General features: G+C 72.9%; 25 protein-coding genes. 12 read left to right on the top strand and 13 right to left on the bottom strand.

The genetic code is table 11. From position 1 onward, the window contains the following. From ACWDCZ_RS08420 to ACWDCZ_RS08405, 4 genes are all read left to right on the top strand, one after another. Positions 1 to 1,497 (top strand): aldehyde dehydrogenase family protein, encoded by a 1,497-nt coding sequence (locus tag ACWDCZ_RS08420; RefSeq protein ID WP_074003903.1) that lies wholly within the window; start codon positions 1 to 3, stop codon positions 1,495 to 1,497. Continuing rightward, entirely contained in the window at positions 1,490 to 2,416 is a 927-nt protein-coding gene (locus tag ACWDCZ_RS08415) for an aldehyde dehydrogenase family protein (RefSeq protein WP_449815553.1), read from the top strand. The genes ACWDCZ_RS08420 and ACWDCZ_RS08415 overlap by 8 nt, the downstream gene beginning before the upstream one ends. Positions 2,417 to 2,674: 258 nt before the next feature. After that, a complete protein-coding gene (locus ACWDCZ_RS08410) occupies positions 2,675 to 3,085 on the top strand; it encodes a hypothetical protein (RefSeq protein WP_449815552.1) in 411 nt (136 codons plus the stop codon). A 56-nt stretch (positions 3,086 to 3,141) separates the two neighbouring features. Further along, a complete protein-coding gene (locus ACWDCZ_RS08405) occupies positions 3,142 to 3,780 on the top strand; it encodes an ATP-binding protein (RefSeq protein WP_375876652.1) in 639 nt (212 codons plus the stop codon). A gap of 185 nt (positions 3,781 to 3,965) precedes the next feature. Here the strand turns inward: ACWDCZ_RS08405 and ACWDCZ_RS08400 are convergent, their stop codons facing one another. Next, positions 3,966 to 4,838 (bottom strand): SigE family RNA polymerase sigma factor, encoded by an 873-nt coding sequence (locus ACWDCZ_RS08400; RefSeq protein ID WP_416873751.1) that lies wholly within the window; start codon positions 4,836 to 4,838, stop codon positions 3,966 to 3,968. A 380-nt stretch (positions 4,839 to 5,218) separates the two neighbouring features. Here ACWDCZ_RS08400 and ACWDCZ_RS08395 point away from each other — a divergent pair, with 380 nt between their 5' ends. The 4 genes from ACWDCZ_RS08395 to ACWDCZ_RS08380 all read left to right on the top strand — a co-directional run bounded on the left by ACWDCZ_RS08395 (position 5,219) and on the right by ACWDCZ_RS08380 (position 8,612). After that, entirely contained in the window at positions 5,219 to 5,896 is a 678-nt protein-coding gene (locus ACWDCZ_RS08395) for a response regulator transcription factor (protein WP_049654100.1), read from the top strand. Between the two features lie 63 nt (positions 5,897 to 5,959). Beyond that, a complete protein-coding gene (locus ACWDCZ_RS08390) occupies positions 5,960 to 7,504 on the top strand; it encodes a sensor histidine kinase (RefSeq protein ID WP_049654103.1) in 1,545 nt (514 codons plus the stop codon). Further along, a complete protein-coding gene (locus ACWDCZ_RS08385; RefSeq protein ID WP_074003907.1) occupies positions 7,501 to 7,833 on the top strand; it encodes a hypothetical protein in 333 nt (110 codons plus the stop codon). Before ACWDCZ_RS08390 ends, ACWDCZ_RS08385 begins: the two co-directional genes overlap by 4 nt. A 140-nt stretch (positions 7,834 to 7,973) precedes the next feature. Next, entirely contained in the window at positions 7,974 to 8,612 is a 639-nt protein-coding gene (locus ACWDCZ_RS08380; RefSeq protein WP_158077740.1) for a VanZ family protein, read from the top strand. Here the strand turns inward: ACWDCZ_RS08380 and ACWDCZ_RS08375 are convergent. Then, complete coding sequence (locus tag ACWDCZ_RS08375; protein ID WP_074003909.1) at positions 8,582 to 9,262, bottom strand: PhzF family phenazine biosynthesis protein; 681 nt, start codon at positions 9,260 to 9,262, stop codon at positions 8,582 to 8,584. The two genes, ACWDCZ_RS08380 and ACWDCZ_RS08375, sit on opposite strands and share 31 nt — an antisense overlap. A 149-nt stretch (positions 9,263 to 9,411) precedes the next feature. On the opposite strand from ACWDCZ_RS08375, the gene ACWDCZ_RS08370 reads away from it, so the two are divergent. Further along, on the top strand, positions 9,412 to 10,005 hold the full coding sequence (locus ACWDCZ_RS08370; RefSeq protein WP_117488165.1) for a hypothetical protein: 594 nt from the start codon (positions 9,412 to 9,414) through the stop codon (positions 10,003 to 10,005). 97 nt (positions 10,006 to 10,102) lie between these two features. Here the strand turns inward: ACWDCZ_RS08370 and ACWDCZ_RS08365 are convergent, their stop codons facing one another. After that, positions 10,103 to 11,503, bottom strand: coding sequence for a hypothetical protein (locus ACWDCZ_RS08365; RefSeq protein ID WP_449815551.1), 1,401 nt, complete (start codon positions 11,501 to 11,503; stop codon positions 10,103 to 10,105). Between the two features lie 335 nt (positions 11,504 to 11,838). Here ACWDCZ_RS08365 and ACWDCZ_RS08360 point away from each other — a divergent pair, with 335 nt between their 5' ends. Continuing rightward, complete coding sequence (locus tag ACWDCZ_RS08360; protein ID WP_049649198.1) at positions 11,839 to 12,024, top strand: PspC domain-containing protein; 186 nt, start codon at positions 11,839 to 11,841, stop codon at positions 12,022 to 12,024. Between the two features lie 127 nt (positions 12,025 to 12,151). On the opposite strand, the gene ACWDCZ_RS08355 is transcribed toward ACWDCZ_RS08360, so the two are convergent. From ACWDCZ_RS08355 to ACWDCZ_RS08345, 3 genes are all read right to left on the bottom strand, one after another. Beyond that, positions 12,152 to 12,538 carry a hypothetical protein gene (locus tag ACWDCZ_RS08355; RefSeq protein ID WP_049649197.1) on the bottom strand — a complete coding sequence of 129 codons (387 nt, stop codon included), beginning with the start codon at positions 12,536 to 12,538 and terminating at the stop codon, positions 12,152 to 12,154. Between the two features lie 230 nt (positions 12,539 to 12,768). Continuing rightward, positions 12,769 to 13,926, bottom strand: coding sequence for an adenosine deaminase (locus tag ACWDCZ_RS08350; protein WP_449815550.1), 1,158 nt, complete (start codon positions 13,924 to 13,926; stop codon positions 12,769 to 12,771). Between the two features lie 177 nt (positions 13,927 to 14,103). Continuing rightward, positions 14,104 to 15,072: a LysR family transcriptional regulator gene (locus ACWDCZ_RS08345; RefSeq protein ID WP_082345153.1), complete on the bottom strand. Its 969-nt coding sequence runs from the start codon at positions 15,070 to 15,072 to the stop codon at positions 14,104 to 14,106. A 92-nt stretch (positions 15,073 to 15,164) separates the two neighbouring features. Here ACWDCZ_RS08345 and ACWDCZ_RS08340 point away from each other — a divergent pair, with 92 nt between their 5' ends. Then, a complete protein-coding gene (locus tag ACWDCZ_RS08340) occupies positions 15,165 to 16,451 on the top strand; it encodes an MFS transporter (protein ID WP_449815549.1) in 1,287 nt (428 codons plus the stop codon). Between the two features lie 26 nt (positions 16,452 to 16,477). Further along, a complete protein-coding gene (locus tag ACWDCZ_RS08335) occupies positions 16,478 to 17,032 on the top strand; it encodes a Uma2 family endonuclease (RefSeq protein ID WP_063780018.1) in 555 nt (184 codons plus the stop codon). A gap of 177 nt (positions 17,033 to 17,209) precedes the next feature. Here ACWDCZ_RS08335 and ACWDCZ_RS08330 read toward each other — a convergent pair whose 3' ends face one another. The 7 genes from ACWDCZ_RS08330 to ACWDCZ_RS08300 form a co-directional block, all read right to left on the bottom strand. Further along, positions 17,210 to 18,487, bottom strand: a complete 1,278-nt coding sequence (locus ACWDCZ_RS08330; RefSeq protein WP_049649193.1) for a thymidine phosphorylase — start codon at positions 18,485 to 18,487, stop codon at positions 17,210 to 17,212. A 96-nt stretch (positions 18,488 to 18,583) separates the two neighbouring features. Next, positions 18,584 to 18,994, bottom strand: a complete 411-nt coding sequence (locus ACWDCZ_RS08325) for a cytidine deaminase (protein WP_049649192.1) — start codon at positions 18,992 to 18,994, stop codon at positions 18,584 to 18,586. Continuing rightward, positions 18,991 to 20,283 carry an ABC transporter permease gene (locus ACWDCZ_RS08320; RefSeq protein WP_049649191.1) on the bottom strand — a complete coding sequence of 431 codons (1,293 nt, stop codon included), beginning with the start codon at positions 20,281 to 20,283 and terminating at the stop codon, positions 18,991 to 18,993. The genes ACWDCZ_RS08325 and ACWDCZ_RS08320 overlap by 4 nt, the downstream gene beginning before the upstream one ends. Continuing rightward, a complete protein-coding gene (locus ACWDCZ_RS08315; RefSeq protein ID WP_375877438.1) occupies positions 20,280 to 21,437 on the bottom strand; it encodes an ABC transporter permease in 1,158 nt (385 codons plus the stop codon). The genes ACWDCZ_RS08320 and ACWDCZ_RS08315 overlap by 4 nt, the downstream gene beginning before the upstream one ends. A 3-nt stretch (positions 21,438 to 21,440) precedes the next feature. Further along, positions 21,441 to 23,021 (bottom strand): ABC transporter ATP-binding protein, encoded by a 1,581-nt coding sequence (locus tag ACWDCZ_RS08310; protein WP_449815548.1) that lies wholly within the window; start codon positions 23,019 to 23,021, stop codon positions 21,441 to 21,443. Between the two features lie 296 nt (positions 23,022 to 23,317). Next, positions 23,318 to 24,382, bottom strand: coding sequence for a BMP family lipoprotein (locus tag ACWDCZ_RS08305; protein WP_049649188.1), 1,065 nt, complete (start codon positions 24,380 to 24,382; stop codon positions 23,318 to 23,320). Positions 24,383 to 24,658: 276 nt separating this feature from the next. Then, positions 24,659 to 25,912, bottom strand: a complete 1,254-nt coding sequence (locus tag ACWDCZ_RS08300) for an amidohydrolase (RefSeq protein WP_079272373.1) — start codon at positions 25,910 to 25,912, stop codon at positions 24,659 to 24,661. Between the last annotated feature and the right edge of the window lie 117 nt (positions 25,913 to 26,029).

Raw genomic sequence — 26,029 nt, 5'->3', positions numbered from 1 at the left:
ATGGCCAAGAAGAAGAACACCGAGGAGCCCGTGGCCAAGCCCGCCGGCGGCCTCTTCGCCTACGCCCCGGCCCCCGAGTCGCCGGCCGCCGCGGGCGACATCGCCACCTCCTACGGCCACTTCATCGGCGGCGAGTTCGTCGACTCCTCCGGCAACGAGGCCCTGAAGACGGTCAACCCGGCCACCGAGCAGGTGCTCGCCGAGTTCGCCCAGGGCACCGAGGAGGACGTGGACCGCGCGGTCGCCGCCGCCCGCAAGGCCTTCGCCGACTGGTCGGCGCTGCCCGGCAGCGAGCGCGCCAAGTACCTGTTCCGGATCGCCCGGATCATCCAGGAGCGCAGCCGCGAGCTGGCCGTGCTGGAGTCGATCGACAACGGCAAGCCGATCCGCGAGACCCGCGACGTCGACCTGCCGCTGGTCGCCGCCCACTTCTTCTACTACGCGGGCTGGGCCGACAAGCTGGACTACGCCGGCTTCGGTCCCAACCCGAAGCCGCTGGGCGTGGCCGGCCAGGTCATCCCGTGGAACTTCCCGCTGCTGATGCTGGCGTGGAAGATCGCGCCCGCGCTGGCGACCGGCAACACGGTCGTCCTGAAGCCGGCCGAGACCACCCCGCTGACCGCGCTGCGCTTCGCCGAGATCTGCCGCCAGGCCGGTCTGCCGAAGGGCGTCGTCAACATCGTCACCGGCGACGGCCGCACCGGCGCCGCGCTGACCTCCCACCCGGACGTCAACAAGGTCGCGTTCACCGGCTCCACCCCGGTCGGCCGCGCCATCGCCAAGCAGCTGGCCGGCACCCGCAAGAAGCTCTCGCTGGAGCTGGGCGGCAAGGCCGCGAACATCGTCTTCGACGACGCGCCGATCGACCAGGCCGTCGAGGGCATCGTCAACGGCATCTTCTTCAACCAGGGCCACGTCTGCTGCGCCGGTTCGCGCCTGCTGGTCCAGGAGTCCGTCCAGGACGAGCTGCTGGACGCCCTGAAGCGCCGGATGGGCACCCTGCGGGTCGGCGACCCGCTGGACAAGAACACCGACATCGGCGCCATCAACTCCGCCGCGCAGCTGGCCCGGATCACCGCGCTGACCGACGCCGGCGAGGCCGAGGGCGCCGAGCGCTGGTCGCCGGAGTGCGAACTCCCGGGCACCGGCTTCTGGTTCAAGCCGACCCTGTTCACCGGCGTCAGCCAGGCCCACCGGATCGCCCAGGAGGAGATCTTCGGCCCGGTCCTGTCGGTGCTGACCTTCCGCACCCCCGCCGAGGCGGTCGAGAAGGCCAACAACACCCCGTACGGCCTCTCCGCCGGCATCTGGACGGAGAAGGGCTCGCGCATCCTCTGGATGGCGGACCGCCTCAGGGCCGGCGTGGTCTGGGCCAACACCTTCAACAAGTTCGACCCGACCTCGCCGTTCGGCGGCTACAAGGAGTCGGGCTACGGCCGCGAGGGTGGCCGCCACGGTCTGGAGCCCTACCTGAATGTCGAGGCCCTCGATGTCTGATGTCGCAACGCGTCTTGACGTCTTCAAGACCTACAAGCTGTACGTCGGCGGGAAGTTCCCGCGCTCCGAGAGCGGGCGGGTGTACGAGGTGACCAAGGCGACATCTGCCGCTGGCGCGGCGGGCAAGCGCGAGTGGCTCGCCAACGTCCCGCTGGGCACCCGCAAGGACACCCGTGACGCCGTCCTGGCCGCCCGCAAGGCGGTCAAGGGCTGGGCCGGCACCACCGCGTACAACCGCGGCCAGGTGCTGTACCGGGTGGCCGAGATGCTCCAGGGCCGGCGCGAGCAGTTCGCCGCCGAGGTGGCCGTCTCCGAGGGCATCGGCCCGAAGAAGGCCGCCGCGCTGGTGGACGCCGCGATCGACCGCTGGGTCTGGTACGCGGGCTGGACCGACAAGGTCGCCCAGATCGCGGGCGGCGCCAACCCGGTCGCCGGTCCGTACTTCAACCTCTCCTCCCCGGAGCCGACCGGTGTGGTCGGGGTCGTCGCCCCGCAGGCCGGGTACGGGCACTCGCTGCTCGGCCTGGTCTCGGTGATCGCCCCGGCGATCGCCACCGGGAACACGGTCGTGGTCGCGGCCGCCGCGGACGCCCCGCTGCCCGCGCTGTCGCTGGGCGAGGTGCTGGCCACCTCGGACGTCCCAGGCGGCGTGGTCAACATCGTCTCGGGCCGGACCGCGGACATCGCCCCCACCCTGGCCTCGCACCAGGACGTCAACGCGCTGGACCTCACCGGGGCCATCGCCGCCGACGGTCCCGGCGCGGCGTACGCGCTGGAGGCGGCCGCCGCGGATACCCTGAAGAGGGTGGTCCGTCCGGCGCTGGACCCGTTCGCCCAGGACTGGACCAATGCGCCGGGTACAAAGCGGCTACTCTCGTTCCTGGAGACGAAGACGGTCTGGCACCCGAAGGGGATCTGACCTCCGGCACTCCGGGTAACAACTCCACAGACTGGCCGTCCCCAGTGCCCTCACCCCCCCAGGGCCCGGACGGTCACAGGACGGACCCGCGCCTCTCCCCCCCTGGCGCGGGTCCGTCGGCGTTCCCGGGGTGCTCCCGCCGTCGGCCCGTCGACTTTCGTCACCCGCGCCGCCGACTTTCGACGCTCCCGCCCGCCCCACCGGCCCGGCCAGAATCACCGGTGACGGAGACGGCCGGGGGAACGACCGGGGGGACGCATGGGCGAGTTCATCGGCGAGCTGACGGCACTGTTCGCGGACGGCTTCTACCGCACGTGGCACGTGGCCCGCACCAGGCGGCGGCTGGCCGCGGGCCGCCCGGTCAGGGTGCCCTGCTCGGCCCGGTCCGAGCGGCAGCCCGACTACGTCAACGGCAGCCTGCGCATCAGGCCCGGCGCCGACACCGTGGCCCTGGTCACCCGCGACACCGGCCGGTGCGAACTGCCCGCCGGCGGGACCTTCCACGAGCCCGAGCCCGACACCTGGCACAGCCCGGACTGGGCCGCCACCGCCTACCGGCCGCCCGGCGCCGACGAACCGGTCTACCTCCAGGTGGACAGCCGCTACCTGCCGATGGTCCACGTCGCCCTCGCCGACCCGGCGTCACAGTCGAAGCCAGGGGCACGGTAGAAGGTCCGCCCCGGCCGGTTTCGGCAACCGGCCGGGATGCGTCAGACTGGTGTCCCGTGAGTGACTCCCCCATGAACCCCGCACCGACCGGGCATGCCCGGGTGATCCTGCTCTCCGGGCCCTCCGGGTCGGGGAAGTCCTCGCTCGCCGAGCGCAGCGGCCTGCCGGTGCTCCAGCTCGACGACTTCTACAAGGACGGGGACGACCCGACCCTGCCGCGGCTGCCGGACGGCGCCGTCGACTGGGACTCCCCGCTGGCCTGGCACCGCGACCAGGCCGTCGCCGCGATCCGCGCCCTGCACGAGCACGGCCGCACCGACGTCCCGGTGTACTCGATCCCGGACAACGGCCGGATCGGCACCCGCGGCCTGGAGCTGGACGGGGCGGACGCGTTCATCGCGGAGGGCATCTTCGCCGCCGAGATCACCGCCGAGTGCGCCGACCAGGGCCTGCTCGGCGACGCCCTGTGCCTGCGCAACGGCGCGCTCACCACGGCCTGGCGCCGGCTGCGCCGGGACGTCCGGGAGGGCCGCAAGTCGCTGCCGGTGCTGCTGCGCCGGGGCCTGCGGCTGATGCGGGCCGAGCGGTCCATCGTCGGACGGCAGGTCGCGCTCGGCTCGTACGCGTGCGCCGGGCCGGAGGCCGAGCGGCGGATCCGCGCCGCGACCCGGGCCGGCGAGCTCTCCGCCGCCTGAACCCCGTACGGCCGAGCCCGGTACGGCCGAACCCCCAGGGCATGACGAAGGGCCCGGTGCGTCTCCCCCGCACCGGGCCCTTCGCCTTCCCCGAACGGTCTTCGGCTCCCCCACGGGCGTGCTCCCCCGAGCCGCTGCCCCCGGACCGTGACCGTCCGCTTCCCGTCCCCCGACGGGAGTCCTCGTTACGCGACCAGCTCGCCGAACGCCCGGACGGTGTCGCCGGACTTGTTCAGGTGCTCGTCCTCGCGCAGCCGGCGCAGGGCGCGCCAGATGCTGCTCTTGACCGTGCCGACGCTGATCCCCAGCACGCCGGCGATCTCCGGGTCGGTCTTGCCCTCGTAGTACCGCAGCACCAGCATGGTGCGCTGGTTCTCCGGCAGCTTCGCCAGCGCCTGCCAGAGCACGGTGCGCAGCTCGGTGCCGCCCATCGCGTCGGTGTCGCCGGCCGTCTCCGGCAGCTCCTCGGTCGGGTACTCGTTGACCTTGCGGCGCCGCCAGGCGGAGATGTGCAGGTTGGTCATGGTGCGGCGGAGGTAGCCCCCGACCGCGGCCTTGTCGGTGATCCGGCCCCAGGCCCGGTAGGTGCTGAAGAGCGCGCTCTGCAGCAGGTCCTCGGCCTCGTAGCGGTCACCGGTCAGGTGGTAGGCCGTGGCGTACAGGGAGGCGCGGCGCTCGCGCACGTACGCGGTGAACTCCGTGATGTGGTCCTCCGCGACGGCCGGGTGCTCCCCCTGCGCGCCTCCCTGCCCGGCCTCGGTGGTGCGGGCCGCCGCGGGGTTCAGCCGCAGCAGCGTCGCACCGGCGGCCTCGCGACCGGTCGGCTCCCCCGAACCGACCGTCCGCAGACCGTTCCCCCCGGTCCCCCGGTTCCCCCCCGGGGCGTCCTTGCCCTCGACGCGGACGGGGAGGATCCCCCGCAGCGTGAGGGTGGTGGCGGAGTCGGCCGAACTCCCCAGACGGCCGATCCCGTACAGCTCCCCCGTCCTGCCGCCGCCGCTCACCCGACGGGCGACAGGGTTTCCACCGGTGCTGTGCGCGCACCCCCGCACGGTCACGGCACCGGAGTTCTCGTCGGTCCTGACCTCGTACCGGGTCCGGTGGGACGTGGCTGACGAACGCGCGGTGCGGACAGCCGGGTTGGTCCGGGTCTGAAGCGTGGCGTTCATCGTGCGCCCCCTGGGTCGGTACGAGCGGTTCCGGTAGCCGCCCTTCAGCCGGCCTTGCGGCCCGCTGTCCTGCGGCGACATGGAAAATCCTGCCCGCCGGTTGTGATGGCGCTGTCCGCCGACTGTCACAGGGGTGTCACAGGAGCCGTCCGAAAGTCCCGGACCGCCCCCCTGTGAACCTGACGCCGGTGGCACGCGTTCCGGTTCCAGAAGGGACGGTGGGTGGTCCGGGGGGTGATTCGGCGCTGCCGGTGGGCCAAAATGGGGCCGTGCCTTTCCTCCTTCTGATCGAGGACGACGACGCCATCCGGACCGGCCTCGAACTCGCCCTCACCCGCCAGGGCCACCGCGTGGCCACCGCTGCCTCCGGTGAGGACGGTCTGCGTCTCTTCAAGGAGCAGCGGCCCGACCTGATCGTGCTCGACGTGATGCTGCCCGGCATCGACGGCTTCGAGGTGTGCCGCCGGATCCGCCGCACCGACCAGCTGCCGATCATCCTGCTGACCGCCCGCTCGGACGACATCGACGTGGTGGTGGGTCTGGAGTCCGGCGCGGACGACTACGTCGTGAAACCGGTGCAGCCGCGGGTGCTGGACGCCCGGATCCGGGCGGTGCTGCGGCGCGGCGAGCGGGAGAGCTCGGACTCCTCGGCCTACGGCACCGTGGTGATCGACCGCGCGGCGATGACCGTCACCAAGGACGGACTCGACCTCCAGCTCACCCCGACCGAGCTGCGGCTGCTGCTGGAGCTCAGCCGCCGCCCCGGCCAGGCGCTCTCCCGCCAGCAGCTGCTGCGGCTGGTCTGGGAGCACGACTACCTCGGCGACTCCCGCCTGGTGGACGCGTGCGTGCAGCGGCTGCGGGCCAAGGTCGAGGACGTGCCGTCCGCGCCGACGCTGATCCGCACCGTCCGCGGGGTGGGCTACCGGCTGGACCCGCCGGCCTGACCCCGCGACCCGGCCGCCGGCCCCTCCCCCGACCTCTGAACTCCCGTACCACGACAGGCTCTTGTGACTGACCATCAGACGACTGCCCGGCGGTTCTCGACGGGCCGGTGGCGTCGGCTGCGCTCCCTGCGGGTGCGGCTGATCGCGGTGTTCGCGGCCGTCGCGCTGCTCGCCGCCGTCTCGGCCTCCGGCATCGCGTACTGGCTGAACCGCGACGCGGTGCTCAAGCGCGCCCAGAACACCGTGCTGAACGACTTCCGGGTCTCGCTCACCCGCAACGTCTCCGACCTGCCGCTGAACGCGACCTGCCAGGAGCTGGCCTCGCTGGCGTCCACCGTGGCCAGCTCCGGCCTGACGTACGACGTGGTGGTGGTCGACGCGGCGCACCCGGAGTGCCCGGCCTCCTCCGACCCCGCGCACTTCACCCTGGCCGACGTGCCGACCGCGCTGCAGTCCACCGTCGCCAAGCCGCGCGAGATCACCGAGAACAACCCGTACCCGTACCACCTGTACTGGCAGCGGCAGAACCTGGAGGGCCGGCCGTTCGTGATCGGCGGCACCAAGGTGGTGCCGAACGGCCCGACGGCGTACATGTTCAAGTCGCTGGAGAACGAGCGGGCCGACCTCAACACCCTGGGCTGGTCCCTGGCGATCGCCACGCTGTTCGCGCTGATCGGCTCGGCGCTGCTCGCCCAGGCCGCCTCGGCCACCGTGCTGCGGCCGGTCAAGCGGCTCGGCGACGCCGCCCGGCGGCTCGGCGAGGGGCACCTGGACACCCGGCTGGAGGTCGACGGCTCGGACGAGCTCGCCGACCTGGCGAGGACCTTCAACCGGACGGCGGAGCAGCTGCACGAGCAGGTCGAGGAGCTGAGCGCGCGCGAGGCGCAGAGCCGGCGGTTCGTCGCCGACATGTCGCACGAGCTGCGCACCCCGCTGACCGCGATGACCGCCGTGACGGACATCCTGGAGGACGAGGCCGAGTCGCTGGACCCGATGATCGAGCCGGCCGTCCGGCTCGTGGTCAGCGAGACCCGGCGGCTGTCCGACCTGGTGGAGAACCTGATGGAGGTGACCCGCTTCGACGCCGGTACCGCCAGGCTGGTCGCCGACGAGGTGGACATCGCCGACCTGATCATGTCCTGCATCGACGGGCGGGCCTGGTACGACGCGGTCGAACTGGACGCCCCGCGCGGCATCCTGGCCGTGGTCGACCCGCGCCGGCTCGACGTGGTCTTCGCCAACCTGATCGGCAACGCGCTGAAGCACGGCGGCTCGCCGGTGCGGGTCAAGGTCCGGCAGGACGGGGAGTCGGTCGTGGTCGAGGTCTCCGACAGCGGCCCGGGCATCCCGGAGGACGTGCTGCCGCACGTCTTCGACCGCTTCTACAAGGCGGACCGGGGGCGGGCCCGCTCGGAGGGCAGCGGCCTCGGCCTGTCGATCGCGATGGCCAACGCGCAGATACACGGGGGAACGATCACGGCGGCGAACGGGGAGGTCGGCGCGGTGTTCACCCTGACGCTGCCGCTGGCCCCGCCGCCTCCGCCGTCCGCGGGCGAGGCCGAGGGCGGCCCCGCCGGCGACGCCGCCGAGGACAAGGACGCCACGTGACCAGCCCCACCGACACCGTTGTCCCCCGCACCGTCCTGCGCCGCGGCGCCGGCGTGCTGCTGCTGGTCGCGCTGGCCTCCGGCTGCGGCATCCGGCCGACCGCCGTGCCGGTCGACGCCGGCGCGCCCGCCAGCCGGACGGCCTGCCCGACCTCCCCGCACATACCGGCGGCCCTGGCCACCCCGCCGGGCCCGGCCCCGACCGTGTCCCCGACCCGCGGCACCAAGGCGGGCGTGAGCCCGAGCCCGTCGCCCACCCCGGTGGCGCCGGGCAGCCCGCCGCCGGACAACGTGTTCAGCGCGGTGCCGACGGCCTCGCCCTGCCGGTAGCCCGCCCTGGGGGTGGGCCGCCCGGCGGGTGGGCCGCCGGCAAGGGGCGGGAGGGGGCGGGAAGGGGGTTCGGGGGCGCGTTTGGGAATGTTCACGCCGGGTGTGGAACCGACGTGACGTCGGCCCACGTCCTTCCCCCCGTGCAGCGAGATGGCACCAGGACACGCGACGAGCGTTCCGGCGCGGGGACCGAGAGCAACCCGGCGGCGGCCGTCCACCGTCCCCTCCGGTTGGCCGGACTGGCGGGCCTCACCGGCCACCTGGCACTGGTGCTCTGGCTGGTGCTGAGACCGCTGCCGGTGGCCTGGGTGTACGACGCCAACCTGACGCCGTTCGCCTCGCTCCGCTCCTCCAGCGGCTGGCAGGTGGTCGGCGAACTCCTGCTGCTGGCCCCGCTCGGGGTCCTGCTGCCGCTGGCCGGCGGCCGGCTCCGGGCCCCCTGGCTGCCGTCCTTCCTGCGCACCACCGGCGCCTCCGCGCTGCTGGCGACCGCGCTGGAGTTCCTCTCCTCCTGGGCACCCGGGCACGTCCTCAACGTGGACCACATCCTGCTCGCCGTGGTCGGCGTGGCCGTCGTCCACCTCGCGCTCGTCCCGGGCCTGCGGCACCTGCTGCGGGACCGGCGGCCGCGGGTGCCCCGGATGACGGTGCTCTCGGTGCCGCCGGCCGTCGCCTCGGTCGCCGCCGCCACCTCGGCCGCGGCCGCCACCTCGGTCGCCGCCGTCACGCCCGCCGCCCGGCGGCGCGCCTACGCGGAGCCGACGCCCCCGGCCGGCTGAACCGGCCCCGGGTCCCGGACCACCCGGCCGCCGACCTCGACCAGCCCACCCGGGCGCGGCCCGGCCAGCAGCCGCGAGCCCCGGCCCTGGGTGATGGTCAGCGCCCGGCCGAGGTGCGCGGCCAGCAGCAGGGCGGCCGCACCGGTCGCCTCGTCCTCGTCGATCCCGTCGCCCCGCCCGGGGAAGGCCCGGGCCCGGACGGTGCCGGCCGCCTCGTCCTGCCAGGCCCAGGCGTAGACCCACTCCCCCGGCGGCGGCACCTCCAGCGCCTCCACCTCGGCCGCCGAACCGTACGGCCGCAGCGTGCGCCCCGGGGCCCACTCGGGCCGGGCCTCGATCCGGATCAGCCCGCCCTCGCGCCGCACGGCCACCTCGCCGGCGGCCGTGACCAACCGGTCCACCCCGAGCAGCCAGGCGGCGCCCACGCACGGGTGGCCGGCGAACGGCAGGCGCACCGACGGGGTGTAGATGTCGATCTCCCCGCGCTCCGGGTCGTCGACGAACACCGTCTCGCTGAAGCCCAGTTCGCGCGCGACCCGCTGCCGGTCCGCGCGACCCGGCACGGCGGCGCCGTCGCGCACCACCCCGAGCGCGTTCCCGTGGCTCCCGTCGGGCCCGCAAAAGACCCGCAGCACCTCAAACCCCGTCATTTCCCCACCTCGTCTACTCCCGCTCCGGACCGGCGCAATGACACCGTGACACAAAGGCGGCGACGGATGTCGGCCGCCTCCAGTACTGTGCGCTGTCGTCCCCGAACGGTTCCCGCCGTTTTTCTCCTTCCCTTCCCAGGAAAGCCCCCGTGAACAATCTCGACTTCAGCGCCGAACCGCTCTTCTCCTGGTACGTCGTACTGCTGGCCCTCAGCGGCGCCATCATGGTGGCCCTCGGGGTCGCGGCCGGCGGACTGAAGGTCGGCCTGCGCATCCTCAACCTCGTCCTCGGCCTCGCGTTCCTGGGGTACGCCTACTACCTGGCGTTCGTCTTCGAGGGCGGCACGTACACCATCTTCTTCAAGGCGTTCATCCTGCCGGTCGGCATGATCGTCGCCTCGGTGAAGGCGCTGGTGGAGCGCAGCAACGCCAAGAAGCAGCCCGCGCAGGCGGCCGCCCCGTTCGACCCGAACGCGCCGCAGGGGGCGTTCAACCCGAACGCGCCGTTCAACCCGAACGCCGCCCAGCAGGCGCCGTTCAACCCCAACGCGCCGTTCAACCCCAACGCCCCGCAGGCCCCGTACGCCGCGCAGCCGGGCGCGCCCGTCCCGCCGCCGGCCGGTGCCCCCGTGCCGCCCGCCCCGGCGCCGGGCGCCTCGCCGTACCAGCCGGGTGTCCCGCCGCAGCCGGTGGCGGACAACCCGTACGCGCAGCCGCAGCCGCCGCAGCACCCGGCCGGCTGATCGCGCCGAGCCGAGCCGTACCGCCGTACGAACGCCGGAAGGCCCGCCCGTCACCCGCTGCGAAGCGGCGACGGACGGGCCTTCCGGCGTGTCCGGCTCAGTCCCCGGTGCCGCCCCGCACGCGGTTGCGGCGCCACGCCACCACCAGGGTGCCGAGGCCGAGGGCGATCGCGGTCGCCCCGGTGATCGCCATCGGCTCCGTGGCCCTGCCGCCGCCGGTGGAGGCCAGCCCGCCGTCCCCGGCCGGGGCGGCGGCGGTGACCACCGGCGAGCCGGCCCCCGCCGGGCTCGGCGACGTGCCGGTGGCCCGCACGACCGGGAGGACCGGGGCGGCGGCCCGCTCCGGCAGGTCCGGGTCCGGGGCGGAGTCCACGAAGGTCGGAGCGGGTGCGGCGGTGGCGCCCGTCGCGGCCACGGTGATGAAGTCGGCCGCCGGACCGGCCGCCTCGGCCGCGCTCTCGCCCCGCTCCGGCAGGGTGCGCGACACGGCCGTCAGGGACTCGAACAGGATCGGCGCGTCCTTGGTGAAGGCCAGCCGGAGGTCGACGGTGCGGCTCTCGCCCTTCGCCAGCGTGATGACGTCGGCGTCCCCGTCCCCGGTCCGCAGCGCGAAGTCGAGCCGGTTCGGGTGCTCCGGGCCGCGGCCCGGGGTGGCGCCCCGCCACTGCCCGTCGGCGCCACGGAACTCCAACTCGACCGTGTCCGAAGGAAGTTCGGCCGCCCCCTGGAACACGACCGCGGGCACGACCCGCAGCTCCCGGCCGCTCCGGTTGGTGAGGACCAGTGTGAACGGCTTCGCCTCGCCGCCCACCGTGAACACGACGGGCACGCCGTGGAGCCCGACCTCCGCGGTGGCCGCCGGGGCGGGCGGCGCCGTGGCCGGTGCGGTGGTCGGCGCGGTGGTCGGCGCCCCCGCCGGAACGATGACCAGCTCCGGGCGGCCGCTGCTCGCGTCGGTGGCGCGCTGCTCCGGCGGCAGGGCCGGGTCCGAGACCACGGAGTCGAAGCCCGGTGCCACCCGGCCGGCCGGGGCGTCGGCGGTGACGGTGAGCCGCAGCCGGTAGACGGCCTCGGCGCCGGCCGGCAGCGACAGCACGGCGGGCTGGTCGAGCGCCCAGACGGCGCCCGTGCCCGCGGGGTTCGCCCTGGCGTCCTGCCACCGGGTGCCGCCGGGCGCCCGGTACTCCAGCCGGAAGTGGCCCTGCCCCGCGCCGGCGCCGGCGTCCGCGACGACGAAGGCCGAGGACGGCACGTCCAGCCGGTGGTCGGCGGTGTTCCGGAGCGTCGCGGTGAACTCCACCGGCGCGCCCCCCGCCGTGACGGTGCCGGGAAGGCCGCCGAAGGCAATCGTGACCGGCGAGGGGCGGGTCCGGGCGCCCGGGGACAGCGCGACGGCCTCCGGCGCGGCGAAGACGGCCGCGACCCCGACGGCGGCCAGGCCGGAGGCCAGGGTGACGGCGGTGGTCGCGGTCAGGAATCTGCGCTGCCGAATGTGCAATCCAACCTCACGGGAGAATGCGGGAAAGAACCCATCAGGACGTGAAATCGCTTGCACGGGAGATCGTTTCGCAACAGTGTCGGGCTTTCGTCCGCCCCCCGGCCGACCGCGATCGGCAGCATCCTACCGAGCCCCGTCCGGCGGTCCGGACCGAGGACCGCGCTCGGTTCCCCGGGACCACCCCGAGGGAACCCCGACATCCGGCTACGACTCCCCGGTGACCCTTCGGGGCCGGGAATCACCTGCCGGGCTGAGGCCCGGGGGCCGACGGCGGCGGAGGATGGAACCAGCCCACCGGACCTGCCGGACCGGGCCGCCACCCCAGGGAGAGAATCATGAGTGCGCGCCTCGCCCGTCCTCGCCGCAACCGCGTCCTCGCCGGTGTCTGCGCCGGGATCGCCGAACGCTTCGGCCTGACCCCGTGGACCGTCCGCGTGATCTTCCTGCTCTCCTGCCTGCTGCCCGGCCCCCAGTTCCTGCTCTACCTGGCCCTCTGGGTGCTGCTCCCCCAGGAGCCGTAAGCCCGGCGGCCCGGGGCCCGTCCTCGGCCCGGCGGCCCGGGGCGACCGGGCCTCACCGCACGGCGACGGGCCGCCCGCCCCGGGGTCTCCGGGGTGGGCGGCCCGTCGCCGTGCCGTGGGCCGTGGCTCAGCCGGTCAGGCCGGGGATGGCCGGGAGGGTGCTGGTCAGCCCGCCGATCGGGGTCTTGTCCAGACCGGGGATGGTCGGGAGCGCGGCGCGCTGCTGGGCGGCGCGCTGCTCGGTGACGCCGGCCAGCGGGGTGTCCCCGGCGGGGACGGCCTTGCCGACGCTCGGGGCGAGGGTGCCCAGCGTCTCGGTCACCTTGCCGGCGGCGGGCAGCTTGGCGGCGGTGTCGGTGACCGCACCGGTCACCGCCGGGTTCGTCAACGCGCCGGTGGGCAGCCCGAGGCCGCCGGCCGCCTGGCCGTCGGCCGCGGAGGCGGCACCGGCGCCGACCGCCACGATGGCGATGCCGAGCGCCGCGGTACCGGCGGCCTTGAGAGCCTGCTTCATGGTTGGTCCCCTTTGGGTCCTCGTCGGTCGCCGACTTCGCGCACGGGACCGGCGGACGGGCGACCGCCGCCGCGACGTTTCGGCATGACTGGCACACCGTAGTGAGCAGGTCACGCGGGAGCCAAAGGGCGTTCACTCACCCGAGTGAGTAGTCGGATGAACACCAACCCCCTTGCAGGAGCCTGGAGTTCATCCGACCGGCGCGCGCCGGGGCGCCGCGCCCCGGAGGCTCAGTTGCCGCCGGTGCCCGCGCTGAACAGCCACTCCGCCTTCAGCTCGGCGTAGCCCGGCTTGATCACGTCGCTGATCATCGCCAGCCGCTCGTCGAAGGGCAGGAACGCGGACTTCATCGCGTTCACCGTGAACCACTCCAGGTCGCCCAGGGTGTAGCCGAAGGCGTCCACCACGTGGCCGAACTCCCGGCTCATGCTGGTGCCGCTCATCAGCCGGTTGTCGGTGTTCACGGTGACCCGGAACTTCAGCCGGCTGAGCAGCCCGATCGGGTGCTCGGCGTACGAGGCGGCGGCGCCGGTCTGGATGTTGGAGGTCGGGCACATCTCCAGCGGGATGCGCTTGTCGCGCACGTACGCGGCCAGCCGGCCGAGCTCGACCGTGCCGTCCTCGCCCACCGTGATGTCGTCGACGATCCGCACGCCGTGGCCGAGCCGGTCGGCGCCGCAGCACTGCAGGGCCTCCCAGATCGACGGCAGGCCGAAGGCCTCGCCCGCGTGGATGGTGAAGTGGTTGTTCTCGCCCTTGAGGTAGTCGAAGGCGGCCTGGTGGCGGGTGGGCGGGTAGCCGGCCTCGGCACCGGCGATGTCGAAGCCGACGACGCCCGAGTCCCGGTGGCGGTTGGCCAGTTCGGCGATCTCCTGCGAGCGGGCGGCGTGCCGCATCGCGGTGATCAGGGTGCCGACGCGGATCCGGTGGCCGGCCGCGCGGGCGTTGGCCTCGCCGAGGCGGAAGCCCTCCTGGACGGCCTCGACGACCTCGTCCAGGCTCAGTCCGGCCTCCAGGTGCTGCTCGGGGGCGTAGCGGACCTCGGCGTACACGACGCCGTCGGCGGCCAGGTCCTCGGCGCAGTCCGCGGCGACCTTGATCAGCGCCTCACGGGTCTGCATCACGGCGCAGGTGTGCGCGAAGGTCTCCAGGTAGCGGACCAGCGAGCCGGAGTCGGCGGCCTCGCGGAACCACTCGCCGAGCTCCTTGGGCTCGGTGGTGGGCAGGCCCTGGTAGCCGCAGGCGGCGGCCAGCTCGACCACGGTCTCCGGGCGCAGCCCGCCGTCCAGGTGGTCGTGCAGGAGGACCTTCGGCGCGCGGCGGATCTGGTCGGGAGTGGGGATGCGCGGGCCGGTGCCCGCGGTGGTGACGGGGATCTGCTGTTCCATTGCGGAAATATAGCCCCTACGCGCGTAGACCGACCACCGCGAACACCGCCGGATGGTCCAAACTCCACCCGGAATTCCACCGACCGGTCCATACGATCCACCAAAGCGTCAACCGCCCGCCGCCGCGGGCCCGGTCGCGCCGCACCACGGCGTCAGTCGCGCCGCACGACGGCGTTCTCAGTCGTGCTGCAGCAGCCGCCCGCGCCGGGACAGCACGAAGTCCCGGAACGCCCGCGCCGGCGGGGCCAGCGGCCGCCCCGCCGCCCAGGCCAACCCGATCGCCCGCCGGGTCCGCGGCGCCGTCACCTCCAGCTCCACCACCCCCGGCCGCGGCACCAGGGCCGGCGGCAGCAGCGCCACCCCCAGCCCGGCCGCCACCAGCCCGCGCAGCGTCTCCGCCTCCTCCCCCTCGAACGCCAGCCGGGGGACGAACCCGGCCTCCGCGCAGAAGCCGTCCGTGATCGCGCGCAGCCCGTACCCCTGCTCCAGCCCGACGAACGGCTCCTCGGCCACCTCCGCCAGCCGGATCCGCCGCCGCCCGGCCAGCCGGTGGTCCGCCGGGACGACCAGGTGCAGCCGCTGCTCGTCCAGCGGCCGGGCGGCGAACGCCGGGTCCTCCGGCAGCGGCGCGACCAGGCAGAGGTCCAACTCCCCGGCCCGCAGCCGCTCCAGCATCGCCGCGCCGTAGTCCTGCACCAACTGGAACCGCACCCGCGGGTGCTCCGCGCGGAAGCCGCGCAGCAGCGCCGGCACCGCGTCCGGCCCCATCGTGTGCAGGAAGCCGAAGGCCACCAGGCCCACCGCCGGATCCGCCTCCGCCCGGGCCGCCTCCGCACCCCGCTCCAGCTCGGCCAGCGCCCGCTCCACCGAGGCCAGCAGCAGCCGGCCCGCCCTGGTCAGCCGGACCGTACGGCCCTGGCGGGCCAGCAGGTCCACCCCCAGCTCCTCCTCCAGCCCGGCCACCGCGCGCGACAGCGTCGGCTGCGGCACCCCGAGCAGCGCGGCCGCCTGGGTCACGTGCTCCAGCCGGGCCACCGCCGCGAACCGGGCCAGCCGGGGCGCCAGCAGCACGGCCGGCTCCTCCGGCCCCAACTCGGCCACCCGGTACCGCTGTTCCCCACCGTCCACCGATTCCGGACCGGACATCCCCGCACCACCTCGACTCATACGCCAGTGCATCGATCATCCACACTTCATGCATTGGACGCATCAACGCCGACAGGCCTACGGTCGACGACATGCAGCCCGCCGATACCGGGGCATCCGTGACCACCCCGGATGCCCCCGCCACCGCCCCCACCACCCTCACCGCCGACGACCGCCACCGCCCCGGCCAGCGCGCCTTCCGCCGCGCCAACCTCGCCCTGTTCGCCGCCGGGGTCGCGACCTTCGTCCTGCTCTACTCCACCCAGGGCCTGCTGCCGATCCTCTCGGCCGACCTCGACCTCACCCCCGGCCAGGCCAGCTGGACGGCCTCCGCCGCCACCCTCGGCCTCGCCCTCGGGCTGCTCCCGGCCAGCGCGCTCTCCGACCGGTACGGCCGCACCGCGGTGATGACGGCCTCCACCCTCGCCGCCTCCGCGTTCGCCCTCGCCCTGCCCTTCGCGCCGGACCTCACCACCCTCGTCGTCCTGCGCGTCCTCCAGGGCGCCGTCCTCGCCGGGCTCCCCGCCACCGCCATGGCCTACCTCGCCGAGGAGGTCCACCCCAGCGCCCTGCCCTCCGCGATGGGCCTGTACGTGGCCGGCAACAGCATCGGCGGCATGGGCGGCCGACTGCTCTCCGGCTGGACCGCCGCCGGACTCGGCTGGCGCTGGGGCCTCGCCGCCTCCGCCGTCCTCGCCCTGCTCGCCACCCTCGCCTTCCGGCTGCTGATCCCCGCCGCCCGGCACTTCACCCCGGCCCCGGTGGACGCCCGCGCGCTCACCCGCACCGTCGGACGGCACCTGCGCAACCCGCTGCTGCTACGGCTGTACCTGCTCGGCATGCTGTTCATGGCGGTGTTCGGCGCGGTCTACAACACCGTCGGCTACCGGCTGATCGCCGCACCCTTCCACCTGCCGGAGTCGATCGCCGCCTCGATCTTCGTGGTCTACCTGGTCGGCACCGGCACCTCCGCCGCGGCCGGCCGGCTCGCCGGCCGCCTCGGCCGGCGCGGCGCCCTCTACGTCTCCATCGGCGTGACCGCGGCCGGCCTGCTGCTCTCCCTCGCCGAATCCCTCACCTGCGCCCTGCTCGGCCTGGTCCTGATCACCGCCGGCTTCTTCGCCGGCCACGCCACCGCCTCCTCCTCCGTCGGCCGCACCGCCACCGAGGGCCGCGCCCAGGCCTCCGCCCTCTACCTGATCGCCTACTACCTCGGCAACAGCCTCGGCGGCACCCTCGGCGCCGACGCCTACCACGCCACCGGCTGGCCCGGCGCCGCCACCGTCGGCCTCACCGCCATGGCCCTCGCCGCCGCCGTCACCCTCTACGCCACCCGCCAGGCCCACACCACCGCCCGGCGAACGGTCGCGGACGCTTGACGGCGGCCGCCGATACACTCCGGAATATGAGCATCGATCCTGCTGTGTACGCCCGGTTGCTCGAGATCGCGGATCAGCTGCCGAAGGTGCCGGGGATAGGGAAGATCGAGATCGCCGACGGCCAGATCGTCATGATGATGTCGCCCGTGAAGCGCCACGAGCTCGCCGTGCTGCGCCTCTCCCGGCAGCTCAACGCCCAGTTGCCGACGACCCACCCGGGTCACATCGCCTACCACGGCGCGGACCTCCAGGACGCGGGGCTCGGCCGACTGCGCAACCCGGACCTGATGGTGTTCCCCGAGGCGACCCTGGAGGGCGAGCAGCGGGCGGTCCTCCCGCACGAGGTTCTGCTCGTCGTGGAGATCGTCTCCAAGTCCAACCCGGAGAACGACTACCACGACAAGGTGCGCGACTACTCGGCCATGGGGATCCCGTTCTACCTGCTCGTCGATCCCCGCACGGGCACGGGCGTCGTGCACTCGGAACCCGGCTACGAGTCCCGGGAGAAGTTCGCCTTCGGCGACACGATCGCCGTCGGCCCCTGGACGCTCGACACCGGCAGTCTGCTCACGTACGCCTGACGCACAGGAGCCCGCACCCGGGTGGCGGGTGCGGGCTCCTCGTCACCCGGCTCGCAGACCTTCCGGGCCCACAGCGCCCGGGTGACCTCGGCAGTCCCCCGCATACGCCTCTTGAAGCGGTCGACTCCCGTGTGCGGCAGCGTAGAGCACGCTGCCGCACACGCGGTGGCCGTATGACTACGCGATGCGGTCGAGGACGATCGGGTTCGGGGTGAAGGCGGTGCCCGCCGGGGCGACCTCGATGCCGCCGGCCAGGGCCTCGACGGCGTAGTCGAAGCGCTCGGGGGTGTCGGTGTGCAGGGTCAGCAGGGGCTGGCCGGCCACCACGGTGTCGCCGGGCTTGGCGTGCATCTCGATGCCGGCGCCGGCCTGCACCGGGTCCTCCTTGCGGGCGCGGCCGGCGCCCAGGCGCCAGGCGCTGACGCCGATCGCGTAGGCGTCCAGCGTGGTGAGCACGCCGGAGGCGGGGGCCGGGATGACGTGCTGCTCGCGGGCGACCGGGAGCGGGGCGTCGACGTCGCCGCCCTGGGCGGCGATCATGCGGCGCCAGTGGTCCATCGCGGTGCCGTCGCGCAGCGCGTCCGCCGGGTCCTTGCCGTGGACGCCGGCCGCGGCGAGCATCTCGCGGGCGAGCGCGAGGGTGAGCTCGACGACGTCGGCCGGGCCGCCGCCGGCGAGCACCTCGACGGACTCGCGGACCTCCAGCGCGTTGCCCGCGGTGAGGCCGAGCGGGGTGGACATGTCGGTGAGCAGGGCGACGGTGTTGACCCCGGCGGTGGTGCCCAGGCCGACCATGGTGCGGGCGAGTTCGCGGGCGTCGTCCAGGTTCTTCATGAACGCCCCGGAGCCGACCTTGACGTCCAGGACGAGCGCGCCGGTGCCCTCGGCGATCTTCTTCGACATGATCGAGGAGGCGATCAGCGGGATGGCCTCGACGGTGCCGGTGACGTCGCGCAGCGCGTACAGCTTCTTGTCGGCGGGCGCGAGGCCGTCGCCGGCCGCGCAGATCACCGCGCCGACGGAGCCCAGCACGTCCATCATCTCCTCGTTGGAGAGCAGGGCGCGCCAGCCGGGGATGGACTCCAGCTTGTCCAGGGTGCCGCCGGTGTGGCCGAGGCCCCGGCCGGAGAGCTGCGGGACGGCGGCGCCGCAGGCGGCGACCAGCGGGGCGAGCGGCAGGGTGATCTTGTCGCCGACGCCGCCGGTGGAGTGCTTGTCGCTGGTGGGCAGCGGCAGCGAGGAGAAGTCCATCCGGACACCGGAGCGGATCATGGCGTCGGTCCAGCGGCTGATCTCGTGCGGCTTCATGCCGTTCAGCAGGATCGCCATCGCCAGTGCGGACATCTGCTCGTCGGCGACCTCGCCGCGGGTGTAGGCGTCGATGACCCAGTCGATCTGAGCGTCGCTCAGTTCTCCGCGATCGCGCTTGGTCCTGATGACGGAGATGGCGTCCATGCGTGCTCCAAGAGGGGTTTCAAAAGCGAAGAGTGTCGCGAGATGACCGGGTTCCGGCCCACTCGCGACACTCTACGCGCGTAACAGAAAGGGAGGCTAGAGCCGTTCCGGCCCGAACGCGTCGGGCAGGACCTCGCTCATCGGCTTGATGCCCGAGGCCAGTTCGATCAGCAGCCCCGGCCCGCCGTGCTCGTACAGCAGCTGGCGGCAGCGCCCGCACGGCATCAGCAGTTCGCCGGCGCCGTCCACGCAGGTGAAGGCGACCAGCCGGCCGCCGCCGGAGGAGTGCAGCGCGGACACCAGCCCGCACTCGGCGCACAGCCCCAGCCCGTACGAGGCGTTCTCGACGTTGCAGCCCGTGACCACCCGGCCGTCGTCCACCAGCGCGGCCGCGCCGACCGGGAACCTGCTGTACGGCGCGTACGCGCGGCCCATGGCCTCGCGCGCCGCCGAACGCAGCAGCTCCCAGTCGATCGCGGGCGGCGCCGCGGGCCCGTCGGCGGTCACTTGCCCTGGCCCTTGCGGTAGATCTGGCCGTCCGCCTTCGGCATCCGCAGCCGTTGCGCGGCCAGCGAGAGCACCACCAGGGTGATCAGGTACGGCGTGGCGACGATCAGCGGGCGCTGCACCTCGTCGGTGAACGAGTACCAGGCGATCAGGCCGGCCGCCACCACGAAGGAGGCCACCGTCGCGGTGTACTTGCGGCGGTACAGGTGCCAGAGCGCGAGCAGCACCATCGCGATGCCCACGATCAGGATCATCACGTGCACCGACTCCGGGTCGCGCAGCTGGAGGCTGTCGGTGAAGCCGAACAGGCCCGCGCCCATGGCGAGGCCGCCCGGCATCCAGTTGCCGAAGATCATCGCGGCGAGGCCGATGAAGCCGCGGCCGAGGGTCTGGCCGTCCTTGTAGAAGTGCGCCGCGACCAGCGAGAGGTACGCCCCGCCGAGGCCCGCGAAGGCACCGGAGGCGATGACCGCGAGGTACTTGTACTTGTAGACGTTGACGCCCAGCGACTCGGCGGCGGTCGGGTTCTCGCCGCAGGAGCGCAGCCGCAGGCCGAACACCGTGCGCCAGAGCGCGAAGTAGCTGACCACGATCAGCGCGCCGGCCACCAGCACGACCACCGAGATGTTGGTGACCAGGCCGCCGAGCACGCCCGCGACGTCCGAGACCAGGAACCAGTGGTGGTTCTCGATGCTCTTCAGCCCGGAGGACAGGCCCGGGACGGTGATGTACGGCAGCGGGTCCGCCGGCGGGGACTGGTTCTGGCCGGCACCGGCCGAGACGTAGTCCTTGTAGTAGATCCGGTTGACGTACGCGCAGATGCCGGGGATCAGCAGGTTGATGCCGACGCCGGAGACGATGTGGTCGACGCCGAAGGTGACGGTGACGACCGCGTGCAGCAGGCCGCCGAGCGCCCCGCCCAGCATGCCGGCCAGCAGGCCGACCCACGGGTTGACCAGGTAGCCCGCCCAGGCACCGCAGAAGGTGCCGGCGACCATCATGCCTTCGAGACCGATGTTGACCACGCCGGCCCGCTCGGACCAGAGACCGCCCAGACCGGCCATGCCGATCGGCACGGCCGCGCCGAGCGCGGCGGTGATCTGCCCGGAGGAGGTCAGCGAGTGGTTGCCGGTGGCCATGCCCACGGCGGAGAACAGCACCAGGGCGCCCGCGATCAGCAGCAGGACGACCGGCCAGGACAGCTTGCGCTTCTTCGCGGGTCCGCCCGACGGCTCTCCGAGCGGAAAAACGATCCGCTTCCAGTAATCGACCGTGAAGTTCTGGCTCATGCCGCAACCTCCTTGTTGCTGGTCGCGGCGGCCTGGGCGGCGAGCTGGGCGCCGACCTTCTGCTGCTGGCGCTTCAGGCCGTAGCGGCGCACCAGCTCGTACGCGACGACGACGCAGATGACGATGGTGCCCTTCATGACGTCGACGATCTCGAAGGGGAAGCCGCCCTGGAGCGGCAGCACCGAGCCGGTGACGTCCAGGAAGGCGAACAGCAGCGCCGCGAAGGCGATGCCGATCGGGCTGTTCCGGCCGAGCAGGGCGATCGAGATGCCCAGGAAGCCCAGGCCGGGCTGGAAGCTCTGGCCGAAGTAGTGCGAGTTCTGCAGGAGCTCCGGCAGGCCGATCAGACCGGCGATGGCGCCGGAGACGACCATCGAGATGACCACCATGCGCTTGACGTTCACGCCGGAGGCGGTCGCGGCGGACTCCGAGCGGCCGGTGGCGCGCAGGTCGAAGCCGAAGCGGGTGCGGGTCAGCACGAACTGGAAGACCACGCCGACCAGGGCGGCGACGAAGATGAAGCCCCAGAGCGTCCCGCCGGCCGTCTCCATCGCGAAGAAGTGGCTGGACTGCGAGATCGGCTCGGTCTGGATCGAGTTGGTGGTGCCGCTGGTCTTCGGCGCGAAGATGCCGGGGACGAGCAGCAGACCGATGATCGCGGTCGCGATCGAGTTCAGCATGATGGTCGAGATGACCTCGCTGACGCCGCGGTAGACCTTCAGCAGACCGGCGACGCTCGCGTACAGGCCGCCGACCAGCATGGCGGTGACCAGCAGCAGCGGGATCTGGATGAAGGCCGGCAGGTCCACCTTGGCGCCGACGAAGGCCGCGAACAGCGCCGCGACCTTGTACTGGCCCTCGACGCCGATGTTGAACAGGTTCATCCGGAACCCGAACGCGGCGGCCGCGGCGGCCAGGTAGTAGGTGGTGGACCGGTTGAGGATGCCCACCTGGCCGTCCGACTTGCTGGCGTACGTGAGCATCACGTTCCAGGCGTCGAACGGGTTCTTGCCCGAGGTCGCCAGCAGGACGGAACAGATCGCCACGGAGAGCAGGACCGCGAGCACCGGCGCCGCCAGCGCGAGCACGATCCGCTCACCGCTGAACCGCTGGGCCAGGCCGGGCTTCGCGGCTGCGGGATTGGGACTGGTCATGGGTTACTCCCCCGCCTGCGGGTCGTCGGCGGTGTCGGTGGGCTGGTGCCCGGCCTCGGCCCCGGTGCCCTCGGCCGCGACGGCCTGCGCCTCGGCGACGGCCTCCGGCTCGGACTCCAGGTGGCCGCTGGCGGCACCGGTCATCGCGGTACCGAGGTCCTCGGCGGTGACGGTGGCCGGGTCGGCGTCGGCGACCAGGCGGCCGCGGTAGATGACCCGGATGGTGTCGGACAGGCCGATCAGCTCGTCCAGGTCCGCGGAGATCAGCAGGACGGCCAGGCCGGCCCGCTGGGCGACCCGGATGTGCTCCCAGATCTGCGCCTGCGCGCCGACGTCCACGCCACGGGTGGGGTGGGCGGCGATCAGGAGCTTGGGCTGGTGGCTCATCTCGCGGCCGATGATCAGCTTCTGCTGGTTGCCGCCGGAGAGCGAGGCCGCGGTGACCTCGATGCCGGGGGTGCGGACGTCGTACTCCTCGACGATCCGCCAGGTGTCCGTCCGGGCGGCGGCCGGGTCCAGCAGCAGGCCCTTGGAGTTGGGCGCCTCGGTGACGTGGCCGAGGATGCGGTTCTCCCAGAGCGGGGCCTCCAGCAGCAGGCCGTGCTTGTGGCGGTCCTCGGGGATGTAGCCGATGCCGGCCTCGCGGCGGGCCCGGGTCAGGGTGCCGGAGAGGTCCTTGCCGTCCAGGGTGACGGTGCCGGCGTTCAGCGTCAGCATGCCCATGACGGCCTCGACCAGCTCGGCCTGGCCGTTGCCCTCGACACCGGCGATGCCGAGGATCTCGCCCTTGCGGATGCGCAGCGAGATGTCGTCCAGGACGACGCGCTCGATGCCCTCGGCGTCGGTCTTGGCGATCCGCAGGCCCTCGACGTCGAGCATCACGGTGTCGGTGACGGTCGACTCGCGGCTCTCCGGGGAGGGCAGCTCGGCGCCGACCATCAGCTCGGCGAGCTGGCGGGCGGTGACGGCCTTCGGGTCGGCGTCGCCGACCGTCGTGCCGCGCCGGATGACGCTGATCGCGTCGGCCACCGCGAGCACCTCGTGCAGCTTGTGCGAGATGAAGATGACGGTGACGCCCTCGGACTTGAGGTCCCGCAGGTTGTCGAACAGCGCGTCGACCTCCTGCGGGACGAGCACGGCCGTGGGCTCGTCCAGGATCAGGATCTTGGCGCCGCGGTACAGCACCTTGAGGATCTCGACGCGCTGGCGGTCGGCGACGCCGAGGTCCTCGACCAGGGCGTCCGGGCGCACGCCCAGGCCGTACTGGTCGGAGATCTCCTTGATCTTCGCCTTCGCCTTGGCGCCGATGCCGTGGAGCTTCTCGCCGCCGAGGACGACGTTCTCCCACACCGTGAGGTTGTCGGCGAGCATGAAGTGCTGGTGCACCATGCCGATGCCGCGGGAGATGGCGTCGCCGGGGGTGTGGAACTCGCACAGCTCGCCGTTGATCGCGATGGTGCCCTCGTCCGGCTTCTGCATGCCGTAGAGGATCTTCATCAGCGTCGACTTGCCGGCGCCGTTCTCACCCATCAGGGCGTGCACGGTGCCGGTGCGGACGGTCAGGTTGATGTCGTGGTTGGCCACGACACCCGGGAAGCGCTTGGTGATGCCGCGCAGCTCGACGGCCGGTGTCGCCGTCCCCGCGCTGGGGGTGCCGTCCTCGCGCGGGGGGACGGGGTCGGATGCGGTGATGGCGATCTCCTGGTGGTCTGGAGGCGCGTCGTTGCGCTGGGAGGGCCAAGGGGGAACATGGGGAGACGGAACAGGGCCCGGGGGTACGCGTTGAGCGCACCCTGCCGGGCCCCTCCCGTGAACTGTGTCGTGTTGCGTCGCGCTGCCGGGCAGGCGGCAGGCGCTGCGGCGTCCGGGACGCGCGGGCCTTACTGGCCGGCCGGCGCGGTCGGGATCGTGGTGGCGCCGGACTTGATCGCGTCCTCGGCGGCCTTCAGCTTGTCCTGGATGTCGTCGATCTTGTTGCCGGTCTTGGCGAGCGAGACGCCGTCGGCCTTCAGGTCGAACAGCTTGATGCCGGTCGGGGTCTGGCCCTGCTTGACCGACTGGACGTACGAGAACACCGCGGTGTCGACGTTCTTGACCATCGAGGTCAGGATGCTGTTCTTGTACTTCGCCAGGGCCGGCTGGCTGGCCTGGTCGGAGTCGACGCCGATGGCCCAGGCGCCCTGCTTGTTGGCGACGGCCTCGATGGCGCCGTTGCCGGAGGAGCCGGCGGCGGTGTAGATGACGTCCGCGCCCTTGTCGAGCTGGCCCTGGGCGGACTCCTTGCCCTTGTCGGGCGAGGCGAAGCCGGTGAAGTCCGGCGGGGTGCTCAGGTAGGTGGTCTCGACCGTGATGTTCGGGTCGACGGACTTCACACCCGCCTTGTAGCCGGCCTCGAACTTCTTGATCAGCTCGGACTGCACACCGCCGATGAAGCCGACGTGCTTGGCCTTCGACTTGTTCGCGGCGGCGACACCGGCCAGGTACGAACCCTCCTGCTCGGCGAAGAGCAGCGAGGTGACGTTGGCCGGCTGGTCCTTGTCGTTCGAGTCGATGATCGCGAACTTCACGTTCGGGTTGTCCTTGGCGACCTTGTTGACGGCCGGCTGGTAGACGAAGCCGACCGCGACGATCGTCTTGTAGCCCGCGTCGATCAGGTTCTTGAGACGGGTCTCCTTGTCGGCCTCGGCCTCGCCCTGCTTGGCCTCGGCCTCGGTCACGGAGACGCCCAGCTCGGACTTGGCCTTGTCGAGGCCACGGGCGGCGGAGTCGTTGAACGACTGGTCGCCGCGGCCGCCGATGTCGTAGGCCATGCCGACCTTGAGCGAACCGTCGCCCGAGCCGGCGGAGGAGGAGTTGTCGGTGCTCTTTGCGCCGCAAGCGGCGAGCGAGGCCATGCCCAGGGAACCCGAGAGCACAACCGCGGCGAGCTTCATTGAACGGCGCAAGGGGATATCTCCTTCTACACGCAACCGTTTGGCGTGGTCGGTCGCCACCGTAACGCGCGTAGAACACGGTTGTGTTACGGGGTGCCAGAGCGTTCGGGTTGTTATCAAACCGTGGTCTGATGTTCTTCCTGAGGCTCTATCCCATGCGCGGACGGTGATCCGAGGTCGGTGCGGCCCAGTTTACGGAACCGTTCCGGGCCCCCCGGATCCGACCGTTCCGCTTCACCCGCGCCGCCCCCGGAACCGTCACCCCGCTCCGCCGCGCCCGGCCCGCCGTCAGCTGCCGTCCGCCTCCAGGGCCAGCGCCGAGAACAGCTCCACCCCGATGCCGATCGCCCGCTCGTCCACGTCGAACCGGCCCTGGTGGAGGTCCCGGACGGTGGCGTCGCCGGGCGCCCGGACACCGAGCCGGGCCAGCGCGCCCGGGGCGTGCTCCAGGTACCAGGAGAAGTCCTCGCCGCCCAGGCTCTGCTCGGTTCCCTCGACCACCTGGGCCCCGTCCGCGCCGAAGCGGGCGTTCATCGCCTCGTCCAACCGCGCGACCGAGACCGCCTCGTTGACCACCGGCGGCACCCCGCGGTGGTAGTCCAGCGTCCACTTGGCCCGGTAGGTCTCGGACACCTTGGCGATCAGCTCGTGCAGCAGGTCCGGCGCCTCGCGCCAGCCGTCCAGCTCCAGGCAGCGGACGGTGCCCTCCAGTTCGGCGTGCTGCGGGATGACGTTGGGCGCGGAGCCGGAGGCGATCCGCCCCCAGACCAGGCTGACGCCCCAGCGCGGGTCCATCCGGCGGGCCAGCGCGCCCGGGAGGTCGGCGGCCATCCTGGCGACCGCGGTGACCAGATCGGTGGTCAGGTGCGGACGGGCGGTGTGCCCGCCGGGGCCGTCCAGGTGGAGCACCAGGCGGTCGCAGGCCGAGGTGATCGCCCCGACCCGCAGCGCGATCCGGCCGACCTCCACCTTGGGGTCGCAGTGCACCGCGAAGATCCGCCCGACGCCCGCCATCCCGCCGGCCTTGATCACGTCCAGCGCGCCGCCCGGCATGACCTCCTCGGCGGGCTGGAACACCAGCCGGACGGGCCGGCGCAGCTCGCCGGTGCGGACGGCCTCCGCCAGCACCAGGCCGGTGCCGAGCACCACCGAGGTGTGCACGTCGTGGCCGCAGGCGTGGGCCCGGCCGGGGACGGTGGAGCGGTACGGCACATCGGTCTTGGCGTCGTCGATCGGCAGCGCGTCGATGTCGGCGCGGAAGGCCAGGAACTCCGTCCCCGGCGTGGTGCCGGGCGGGACGATGTCGACGAGCATGCCGGTGCCGCCGGGCAGCACCCGGGGTTCGAGGCCGGCGGCCACCAGACGGTCGCGCAGCAGCCCGGTGGTTCGGAACTCCTGGCGGCCCAGCTCCGGGTGCCGGTGCAGATCACGACGGAAGGCGATCAGCTCGGGCTCCAGCGCCCGGACCCGGTCGCGCAGATCGGCGGCGGGGCGTACGGCGGCCAGAGTGGCGCCCGACTGAGCGGGCTCAGGACGGTTCATCTCCCCAATCGTAGGCCTGTTGGGGGGATTTGGCCCGACTTCCGGAAAACTAGTCCCCGGATGGGCGCATACCGGCCGGACACGTGGGTATGACATCTTGTTTCAGCCGCCTTCCCC

This window comes from Kitasatospora sp. NPDC001225, assembly GCF_053597855.1.
Note: the sequence above shows the minus strand (reverse complement) of the source record. Positions and strands in the feature narration are given on the sequence as shown.

Bases quoted from the DNA above. Each gene is read 5' to 3' on its own strand.
- ACWDCZ_RS08420 (WP_074003903.1), top strand. From the start codon at position 1: ATGGCCAAGAAGAAGAACACCGAGGAGCCCGTGGCCAAGCCCGCCGGC.
- ACWDCZ_RS08415 (WP_449815553.1), top strand. From the start codon at position 1,490: ATGTCTGATGTCGCAACGCGTCTTGACGTCTTCAAGACCTACAAGCTG.
- ACWDCZ_RS08410 (WP_449815552.1), top strand. From the start codon at position 2,675: ATGGGCGAGTTCATCGGCGAGCTGACGGCACTGTTCGCGGACGGCTTC.
- ACWDCZ_RS08375 (WP_074003909.1), bottom strand. From the start codon at position 9,262: ATGACGGGGTTTGAGGTGCTGCGGGTCTTTTGCGGGCCCGACGGGAGC.
- ACWDCZ_RS08360 (WP_049649198.1), top strand. From the start codon at position 11,839: ATGAGTGCGCGCCTCGCCCGTCCTCGCCGCAACCGCGTCCTCGCCGGT.
- ACWDCZ_RS08355 (WP_049649197.1), bottom strand. From the start codon at position 12,538: ATGAAGCAGGCTCTCAAGGCCGCCGGTACCGCGGCGCTCGGCATCGCC.
- ACWDCZ_RS08350 (WP_449815550.1), bottom strand. From the start codon at position 13,926: ATGGAACAGCAGATCCCCGTCACCACCGCGGGCACCGGCCCGCGCATC.
- ACWDCZ_RS08345 (WP_082345153.1), bottom strand. From the start codon at position 15,072: ATGTCCGGTCCGGAATCGGTGGACGGTGGGGAACAGCGGTACCGGGTG.
- ACWDCZ_RS08340 (WP_449815549.1), top strand. From the start codon at position 15,165: ATGCAGCCCGCCGATACCGGGGCATCCGTGACCACCCCGGATGCCCCC.
- ACWDCZ_RS08335 (WP_063780018.1), top strand. From the start codon at position 16,478: ATGAGCATCGATCCTGCTGTGTACGCCCGGTTGCTCGAGATCGCGGAT.
- ACWDCZ_RS08330 (WP_049649193.1), bottom strand. From the start codon at position 18,487: ATGGACGCCATCTCCGTCATCAGGACCAAGCGCGATCGCGGAGAACTG.
- ACWDCZ_RS08320 (WP_049649191.1), bottom strand. From the start codon at position 20,283: ATGAGCCAGAACTTCACGGTCGATTACTGGAAGCGGATCGTTTTTCCG.
- ACWDCZ_RS08315 (WP_375877438.1), bottom strand. From the start codon at position 21,437: ATGACCAGTCCCAATCCCGCAGCCGCGAAGCCCGGCCTGGCCCAGCGG.
- ACWDCZ_RS08300 (WP_079272373.1), bottom strand. From the start codon at position 25,912: ATGAACCGTCCTGAGCCCGCTCAGTCGGGCGCCACTCTGGCCGCCGTA.